We start from the raw sequence: 8,791 nt of genomic DNA, 5'->3' as shown, positions 1-8,791 counted from the left end.
GCCTGGGGCTGCTGATCGCCAAGCGCCTGGTGTCCGACATGGGCGGCCAGGTGAGCCTGAGCAGCCAGCCCGGTTTAGGCACTTCGGTGCGGGTGAGCCTGCCGGCAGCCGCGCCTGCACTGCCGCCGGCGGGAGCGGCCTCTGCTGAAGCCGTGCCGCAGGCCGCGGCGCAGCCCGCCGCCCCCCCGTCGACGGAGCCGCCGCCCGCACCGCCGCCCACCCGCAAGCTGCAGGTGCTGTACCTGGAGGACAACCGCGTCAACGCGCTGCTGTTCACCGAGGCACTGCGCGCCCGGCCCGACATCGAGACGCATGTGGCCGACTGCGGCCAGGAGCTGTTTGAGATGCTGCCGCAGTTGCGGCCCGACGTCTTCGTGCTCGATGCCCACCTGCCCGATTGCAACGGCTACGACGTGCTGGCGCGGCTGCGCGCGATGCCGGGCCATGCCGACACGCCGGCCTACATGTGTTCGGCCGACGCCGCACCCGAGGACCTGGCCCGTGCCCAGGCCGCGGGTTTCGCCGGCTATTGGTCCAAGCCACTGGACTTGTCCCGTATCCTCGCCGACCTTGGCCGACTGGCGGCCGACCTCCGCTGACACCCCCTCCACCGCATGACGACCCGAACCGACACCGCCTGGCGCCACGGCACTCCGCAGCGCACCGCGGTCCTGCTCGTCAACCTGGGCACGCCCGACGCGCCCACCGCCCCGGCCCTGCGCACCTACCTGGCCGAGTTCCTCAGCGACCCGCGTGTGGTCGAGATCCCGCGCGCGGCCTGGCTGCCCATCCTGCACGGCGTCATCCTGCGGGTGCGGCCGGCCAAGTCGGCCGCCAAGTACGCCAGCATCTGGACGCCCGAAGGCTCGCCGCTGGCGGTGTGGACCCGGCGCCAGACCACGCTGCTGCAAGGCCACCTGGGCGAGCGCCTGGGCCAGCCCGAGCCGGCCGTGCTGGTGCGCTACGCGATGCGCTACGGCAACCCGTCCATTCCGTCCGTGCTCGACGAGCTGAAGGCCCAGGGCGCGACGCGCATTCTGGTGCTGCCGCTGTACCCGCAGTACGCCGGCTCCACCACCGCCACCGCCAACGACAAGATCAACGATTGGCTGGGCCGGCAACGCCGCCAGCCGGAGCTGCGCTTCGTCAACCACTACCACGACGACCCCGGCTACATCGCCGCGCTGGCCCGCCGCGTGACCGACCACTGGGCCACGCAGGGCCGCGGCCAGAAGCTGGTGCTCAGCTTCCATGGCATGCCCGAACGCACCCTGCACCTGGGCGACCCCTACCACTGCGAATGCCACGTGACCGCCCGCCTGCTGCGCGAGGCGCTGGGCCTGCGGCCCGACGAGCTGCAGGTCACCTTCCAGAGCCGCTTCGGCAAGGCCAAGTGGCTGGAGCCCTACACCGAGCCGACGCTGATCGCGCTGGCGCAGCAGGGCCTCCAGCGCGTGGACGTGATGTGCCCCGGCTTCACCTCCGACTGCCTGGAGACGCTGGAAGAAATCAACCAGGAAGCGCGCGAAGCCTTCCTGCATGCCGGCGGCCAGGCCTTCCACTACATCCCCTGCCTGAACGACCAGCCGCAGTGGATCAGCGCACTGGCGGCGCTGGCCGAGCGGCATCTGCAGGGCTGGGACGTGCGTGGCAAGCCGGCGGCAGAGCTCAACGCCCAGCGCGAGCGAGCGCTGGCCATGGGGGCAACAGAATAAGAAAAGGCCGCCTGCAAGAGGCGGCCCTTTTAACCGACGCGCTTCGCGCGTCAGCGCTTGAACAGCTTGATCAGCCGCGGCAGCACCAGCACCGCGACGATGCAGGCCAGCAGCGTGGCCGACATCGGGCGCTCCCACAGGATGCTCCACTTGCCTTCGCCGATGGACAGGGCATTGCGCAGTTGCGCCTCGGCCAGCGGGCCCAGGATCATGCCGATGACCACCGGCGCGGCCGGGAAGTCGAAGCGCCGCAGCACCAGGCCCAGCAGACCCACGCCATACAGCAGGAACAGGTCGAACGCCGACTGCCGCATGCCATACACGCCCACGGTCGCGAAGATCAGGATGCCGGCATACAGCTGCGCCTTGGGCACCTTCAGCAACTTGACCCACAGCCCCACCATCGGCAGGTTGAGCACCAGCAGCATCACGTTGCCGATGTACAGCGAAGCGATCAGCGCCCACACCAGCGTGGCATTGGTGTCCAGCAGCTGCGGCCCGGGCTGGATGCCGTAGTTCTGGAACGCCCCCAGCAGGATGGCTGCGGTGTTGGAGGTGGGAATGCCCAGCGTCAGCAGCGGAATCAGCGTGGCGGTGATCGCCGCGTTGTTGGCCGCCTCGGGGCCGGCCACACCTTCGATGGCGCCGGTGGTGCCGAACTGCTCCTTGTGCTTGGAGAACTTCTTTTCAGTGGCGTAGCTGAGGAAGGTGGGAATCTCGCTGCCGCCCGCCGGGATGGTGCCGAACGGAATGCCGATGAAGGTGGCGCGCAGCCAGGCCGGGATGGAGCGCTTCCATTCCTGCCTGGTCATGTGCACCTTGGTCAGCTTGTTCTGCGTTTCCACCACGCGGCCTTCGAACAGCACCACGTGCAGCGCCTCGGCCACCGCGAACAGGCCCACCGCGATCAGCACCACCTCCATGCCGTCCATCAGCTCGGGCACGCCCAGGGTGTAGCGCGCCTGGCCGGTGATCTGGTCGATGCCGATCAGGCCCAGCGCCAGGCCGATGAACAGCGAGGTGAAGCCCCGCAGCGTGCTCTTGCCCAGCACCGAGGTGACGGTGGCAAAGGCCAGCACCATCAGCATGAAGTACTCGGGCGGGCCCAGCAGCACCGCGTACTTGGCCACCACCGGCGCCGCGATGGTGACCACCACCGTGGCGATGGTGCCGGCCACGAAGGAGCCGATGGCCGCCGTGGCCAGCGCAGCGCCCGCGCGGCCGTTCTTGGCCATCTTGTTGCCCTCCATCGCGGTGACCATGGAGGCCGCCTCGCCCGGGGTGTTGAGCAGGATGGAGGTGGTGGAGCCGCCGTACATCGCACCGTAGTAGATGCCGGCAAAGAAGATCATCGAGCCGGTGGGCTCGACCTGCAGCGTGATGGGCAGCAGCATGGCCACCGCCGTGGCCGGGCCGATGCCCGGCAGCACGCCGATGGCCGTGCCGATGGTGCAACCCAGCAGCGCCCACAGCAGGTTGATGGGGGTGCCCGCGGTGGCAAAGCCCTGGAGCAGTTGATTCCAGACGTCCATGGTGCCGTTCAGATCCAGCCGGTGGCCGTCAGGCCGGGAAGGTTGATGGCCAACAGCTTGGTGAACAGCCAATACACCGGGGCCGAGATGGCGAGGCCCACCAACAGGTCACGCGCCAGCGTGGCCGGCCGCAGGTCGGGGTGGCCTTGAGAGGCGCGGTAGCCGCGGGTGGCCAGCACGAAGCACAGGGAGCAGCTCAGGATGAAGCCCAGGCTGGTGATCAGGGCCGCGTTGAGCAGGATGCCCGCCGAGACCGCCGCGAAGCCGATCCAGCACGGCTTGCCGTCGCCTTCGATCTCCGGCGCGGGGCCGTCGTCTTCCATGTTGCGGAAGCCGCCGGTCAACGCTTCCCACAACAGCCACAGCCCGCACACAGCCAGCGCGGCCGCCACCACCCAGGGCACGAAGTTGGGACCGATGCCGGCATAGCCGGCTTCGGAGCTGATGTCGCGCGCACCGGCCGCGAGCAGTCCTGCGACCGCCAGCGTGCCGACGGCCACCGCTGTTTGAGAACGCTGCATGGCGAAGGTCAGATCATTCCGGACTTGGCCATGATCGCCCGCAGCGAGGCGAATTCGTCGTCCACGAACTTGTCGAAGGCCGGGCCGGTGAGCACCGCCGGCGTCCAGCCGTTGCGCTCGATCGCCTCGGCCCACGACTTGTGCTTGGTGGCAGTGACGATGGCGTCGGTCAGCACCTTGCGCTGCTCGGGTGTGATGCCGTTGGCGCCGAACACGCCGCGCCAGTTGCCGATCACCACGTTGTAGCCCATCTCCTTCATGGTCGGGATGTCCTGGCCGGGCAGGCGCTTTTCCGAGGTGACGGCCACTGCACGCATCTTGCCGGCCTTGATGTACTCGGCGAACTCGCTCAGGCCGCTGCCGCCCACCGACACGTTGCCGCCCAGGATGGCGGCGGTGGCCTCGCCACCCCCCCGGAAGGCCACGTAGTTGATCTTGGCCGGATCGACACCCACCTCGCGCGCCAGCATGGCCGCGGCGATGTGCTCGGTGGAGCCGCGCGAGCCGCCGCCCCACTTCACGCTGCCAGGGTCCTTCTTCAGCTGCGCGACCACGTCCTGCATGGTCTTGAAGGGCGAGTTGGCCGGCAGCACGAACACGTTGTATTCGCTGGACAGGCGCGCAATGGGCGTGGCCTGCGACAGCTGCACCGGCGGCTTGCCGGTGATGATGCCGCCCAGCATCACCGCGCCCATCACCATCAGCGAGTTGCCGTCGCCCTTGGTGCTGTTGACGAACTGCGCCAGGCCGATGGTGCCGGCGGCGCCGCCCTTGTTCTCATAGCTCACGGTGGCCGCGGCGCCGGAGTCGATCATGGCCTTGCCCAGCGCCCGCCCGGTGGTGTCCCAGCCGCCGCCCGGGTTGGCCGGGATCATCATCTTGAGGTTGGACGAGGCCCAGGCCGACATCGGCAAGGCACCGGTGGCCGCCAGGGCGGCCAGGGATTTCAGGAAGGTGTCGCGACGCATGGTGTCTCCAGACGGAAGCGTTCTAGTGAAAATGCCGGGGCGATCTTCGCCAAGAAAGCTGTCAAACGGCTGTCCAACCACCTAGGGAAAGCGCTAGGGCCACTGGCCCGGGGCGCGCGTGCATGAAGCTGCTGCTGATCGAAGACAACCCCACCATGCAGACCACGCTGCAGCGCTCGTTCCAGCGCCGCGGCTTCCAGGTGGTGGTGTGCGGCGAAGGCAGCCGCGCACTCGACCGCTGGGCCGCCAGCGTGCCCGACGTGGTGCTGCTGGACCTCAGCCTGCCCGACCTGGACGGGTTGGACGTGCTGGCCCAGGCCCGCCAGCGCGGCTACACCACGCCGGTGCTCATCCTCACCGCCCGCAGCACCGTGGGCGACCGGGTGCTGGGCCTGAACACGGGCGCCGACGACTACCTGGCCAAGCCCTTCGACCTCGACGAACTGGAAGCCCGTGTGCAGGCCCTGGCCCGCCGTGCCGGCAAGGCGATGGCACCGACCCCCGAGTTCTGCGGCCTGCGGGTGGACGCGGCCAGCGGCGCCATCTACCACCTGGGCCAGCCGATGGACCTGTCGCCGCGCGAAGCGGCGCTGCTGCGCGGCCTGCTGGCCCAGCCAGGCCAGGCGGTGGCCCGTGAGCGCCTGTTCGAGCTGGTGTTCCCCGGCGATGCCAGCGCGCAGGCTGAAGCCATCGAGGTGGTGGTGTACCGGCTGCGCAAGCGCCTGGCCGCCACCGGGGCGCAGCTGGTCACGCTGCGTGGCCTGGGCTACCTGCTCAAGGGATGAAGCCGCCGCTGCTGATGCGCCTGCGCCGGCGGCTGGCGCGGCTGTCGGTGCGCAGCCGGCTGCTGTGGGGCCTGCTGCTGCCCATGCTGGCCGTGGTGGCGCTGAACACCGCCAGCTTGTATAGACAAGCGCTGCGCTCGGCCAACACCGCCTACGACCGCACGCTGCTGGCCTCGGCCAAGTCGCTGGGCGAGCTGCTGGCGGTGGAGCGCGTGGCCGGCCGCCAGCGCGTCACCACCTCGGTGCCCTACTCCGCGCTGGAAGCCTTCGAGTCCGACAACCGCAGCCGCATCTTCTACAAGGTGCTGGGCTTCGACGGCGAGCTGGTGGCCGGTTACGCCGACTTGCCCGACTGGCATGGCCGCCTGCCCGCCAAGGGCCCGTATGCGGCGCTGGTGGACTTCTACGACGACCGCTACCTCGGTCAGCCGGTGCGCGTGGGCGTGCTGCTGCAGCCGGTGGCCAGCGCCGCCGGCATGGGCACCGCCACCATCCTGGTGGCCGAGACGCTGGAGCTGCGCCAGACCCTGGCCCGCCAGATCCTGCTGGATACCGTGTGGCGCCAGGCCGCGCTGCTGGCAGTGCTGGCGCTGGTGGTGGTGCTGGTGGTGCAAGGCGCCACACGCCCGGTGCGCGAGTTGAGCGAGCTGCTGCGCCAGCGGCGCGAAGGCGATCTGACGCCGGTGGATGCACAAGGCGCGCCGAAGGAGCTGCGCCCGCTGATGGAAGCCACGAACGAGGTGATGCAGCGTCTGCAGCAGCTGCTGGACCACCAGAAGCGCTTCGTGCGTGATGCCTCGCACCAGCTGCGCACGCCGCTGGCGGTGCTCAAGGCCCAGGTGCAGTCGGCCCAGCGCGGCGACGTGCCGCCCGCGCAGGCGCTGCAGGAAATCGGCGCCACGGTGCAGGGCGCCACCGACCTGGCCAACCAGATGCTGGCGCTGGCCAAGCTGGAACAGCTGCGCCAGCAGGGCGCGCCGGCGGCGGAAGACTGGGCGCCCGTCGTGCGCCAGGTGGCGCTGGACATCGCGCCGCTGTCGGCCGACCGCGGCCTGGATTTTTCGCTGGACACGGTGCCCGCCCGTGTGGCTGCGCATCCCTGGGCGCTGCGCGAGCTCACCCGCAACCTGCTGCACAACGCGATCAAGCACGGCCCGCCAGGCAGTGCGCTGCAGGTGCGGCTGGCGGTGGACGGCGGCGAGGCCGTGCTGACGGTGAGCGACGAGGGCCCGGGCATCGGCGATGCGCTGCGCCGCCGGCTGTTCCAGCCCTTCAGCGCCGGTGAGCCGGGCAGCGGCTCGGGCCTCGGGCTCGCCATTTGCCGCGAGATCGTCGAGCCGCTGGGCGGCCGCATCGCGCTCGACAACCGGCCCGGTCCCGAGGGCGTGACCGGCCTGGATGCGCAGGTGCGCCTGCCGCTCGCGGACAATGCCGGCCGCCCATGACGAGCAAACACAAGAACGACGACACGGACCGCGATGGCCCCCGCCTGGACAAATGGCTGTGGGCCGCGCGCTTTTTCAAGACCCGCTCCCTGGCTGCCGAGGAGATCGGCAAGGGCCGCGTGAGCGTGAACGAGCAGGTGGCCAAGGCCTCGCGCGAGCTGCGCGTGGGCGACCAGGTGCAGTTCCGCCAGGGCCCGGTGCAGCGCACGGTGCGGGTGCTGGGGCTGAGCCACGTGCGCGGCCCGGCGCCGGTGGCGCAGGCGCTGTACGAAGAAACCGCCGACAGCATCGCCCGCCGCGAGCTGGCCGCGCAGCAGCGCCGCCAGGGCGTGGAGCCGGCCGCCAGCATCGAGCAGGGCCGGCCCACCAAGCGCGACCGCCGCACCCTGGCCGACTGGCAGCGCTGGAGCGCGTCGGTGGATGACCAGGGCGACCAGGGCGGCGACGACGACGCCTGACCGATTTTCATCAACCTTGCTGCTTGCAGGCCCTCTTGAAACCGGGCGATCGCTCCCCAAGTCCCTGGCAGCTCCCCTCTTCGCTTGAAACAACGATGACGTCGAACGACCCCACCCAACCCGGTTTCAACGCCAACGCGGGCGCCGCAGCCCAGCCTGCCGACGCCGCCGCCCACGCTGCCCACACCGCGCCGGGCGCCGCCAGCGCCGCTGCCGCGGCTGAAGGCGCCGCCGCCGAGCCGCAGGCCGCCGCCGTCTCCTCCGCCGAGGCCCGCCTGGCCGAGCTGGAAGCCAAGCACGCCGAGGTGGCCGACGCCTACCTGCGCTCCAAGGCCGAGGCGGAAAACACCCGCCGCCGCGCCGAAGAGGAAGTGGCCAAGGCCCGCAAGTTCGCGGTCGAGGGTTTTGCCGAGTCGCTGCTGCCGGTCAAGGACAGCCTGGAGGCGGCCCTCGCCATCCAGAACGCCACCACCCAGCAAATGCTCGAAGGCGTGCACGCCACGCTGCGCCAGCTGAGCCAGGCGCTGGAGCGCAACAAGGTGGTCGAGATCTCGCCGCCCGCGGGCACCAAGTTCGACCCCCACCAGCACCAGGCCATCAGCGTGGTGCCGGCGGACCAGGAAGCCAACACGGTGGTCGCCGTGCTGCAAAAGGGTTACCTCATCGCCGAGCGGGTGCTGCGCCCCGCGCTGGTGACGGTGTCGGCGCCGAAATAAAGCCCTTGAAAAACCGCCGGGTTATCCACAACTCGGACCCAAGCAGATTTTTTTGAGATTCAGGAGAACAGAACATGGGCAAGATCATTGGCATCGACCTCGGCACCACCAACTCGTGCGTCGCGGTCATGGAAGGCAACACCACCCGCGTGATCGAGAACAGCGAAGGTGCACGCACCACGCCGTCGATCATCGCGTACCAGGAAGACGGTGAGATCCTGGTCGGCGCCGCCGCCAAGCGCCAGGCCGTCACCAACCCGCGCAACACGCTGTACGCGGTCAAGCGCCTGATCGGTCGCAAGTTCACCGAGAAGGAAGTGCAGAAGGACATCGACCTGATGCCCTACACCATCGCCGCCGCCGACAACGGCGACGCCTGGGTGGAAGTGCGCGGCAAGAAGTTTGCGCCGCCGCAGGTCAGCGCCGAAGTGCTGCGCAAGATGAAGAAGACCGCCGAGGACTACCTGGGCGAAGAAGTGACCGAGGCCGTGATCACGGTGCCCGCGTACTTCAACGACGCGCAGCGCCAGGCCACCAAGGACGCCGGCCGCATCGCGGGTCTGGACGTCAAGCGCATCATCAACGAGCCCACCGCCGCGGCCCTGGCCTTCGGCCTGGACAAGCATGGCAAGGGCGACCGCAAGATCGCGG

The 8,791-nt window shown here is 69.7% G+C and carries 10 protein-coding genes; 7 read left to right on the top strand and 3 right to left on the bottom strand.

What is annotated here, in order from left to right:
- On the top strand, positions 1–599 hold a 599-nt coding region (locus ABNT58_RS15255), incomplete at its 5' end, for a response regulator (protein WP_348754313.1).
- Positions 600–614: 15 nt separating this feature from the next.
- Positions 615–1,715, top strand: a complete 1,101-nt coding sequence (hemH, locus tag ABNT58_RS15250; RefSeq protein ID WP_348754312.1) for a ferrochelatase — start codon at positions 615–617, stop codon at positions 1,713–1,715.
- Between the two features lie 50 nt (positions 1,716–1,765).
- Here the strand turns inward: hemH and ABNT58_RS15245 are convergent, their stop codons facing one another.
- From ABNT58_RS15245 to ABNT58_RS15235, 3 genes are read right to left on the bottom strand one after another with little or no spacing between them, the layout of a single operon-like run.
- On the bottom strand, positions 1,766–3,247 hold the full coding sequence (locus ABNT58_RS15245) for a tripartite tricarboxylate transporter permease (protein WP_348754311.1): 1,482 nt from the start codon (positions 3,245–3,247) through the stop codon (positions 1,766–1,768).
- 8 nt (positions 3,248–3,255) lie between these two features.
- Positions 3,256–3,768 carry a tripartite tricarboxylate transporter TctB family protein gene (locus tag ABNT58_RS15240; RefSeq protein ID WP_348754310.1) on the bottom strand — a complete coding sequence of 171 codons (513 nt, stop codon included), beginning with the start codon at positions 3,766–3,768 and terminating at the stop codon, positions 3,256–3,258.
- Between the two features lie 8 nt (positions 3,769–3,776).
- Positions 3,777–4,736, bottom strand: a complete 960-nt coding sequence (locus ABNT58_RS15235) for a tripartite tricarboxylate transporter substrate binding protein (protein WP_348754309.1) — start codon at positions 4,734–4,736, stop codon at positions 3,777–3,779.
- Positions 4,737–4,858: 122 nt separating this feature from the next.
- On the opposite strand from ABNT58_RS15235, the gene ABNT58_RS15230 reads away from it, so the two are divergent.
- The 5 genes from ABNT58_RS15230 to ABNT58_RS15210 all read left to right on the top strand — a co-directional run.
- Complete coding sequence (locus tag ABNT58_RS15230; protein WP_348754308.1) at positions 4,859–5,521, top strand: response regulator transcription factor; 663 nt, start codon at positions 4,859–4,861, stop codon at positions 5,519–5,521.
- On the top strand, positions 5,518–6,966 hold the full coding sequence (locus tag ABNT58_RS15225) for a sensor histidine kinase (RefSeq protein ID WP_348754307.1): 1,449 nt from the start codon (positions 5,518–5,520) through the stop codon (positions 6,964–6,966). The genes ABNT58_RS15230 and ABNT58_RS15225 overlap by 4 nt, the downstream gene beginning before the upstream one ends.
- Positions 6,963–7,424: an RNA-binding S4 domain-containing protein gene (locus ABNT58_RS15220; RefSeq protein ID WP_348754306.1), complete on the top strand. Its 462-nt coding sequence runs from the start codon at positions 6,963–6,965 to the stop codon at positions 7,422–7,424. The genes ABNT58_RS15225 and ABNT58_RS15220 overlap by 4 nt, the downstream gene beginning before the upstream one ends.
- Positions 7,425–7,519: 95 nt before the next feature.
- Positions 7,520–8,140 carry a nucleotide exchange factor GrpE gene (gene grpE / locus ABNT58_RS15215; RefSeq protein ID WP_348754305.1) on the top strand — a complete coding sequence of 207 codons (621 nt, stop codon included), beginning with the start codon at positions 7,520–7,522 and terminating at the stop codon, positions 8,138–8,140.
- 74 nt (positions 8,141–8,214) lie between these two features.
- Positions 8,215–8,791 (top strand): Hsp70 family protein (locus ABNT58_RS15210; protein WP_348754304.1); only part of this gene is annotated, 577 nt, incomplete at its 3' end.

This window comes from uncultured Aquincola sp., assembly GCF_964001545.1.
GTDB lineage: Bacteria > Pseudomonadota > Gammaproteobacteria > Burkholderiales > Burkholderiaceae_C > Aquincola.
This window is presented reverse-complemented; position numbering and strand designations above follow the sequence as displayed.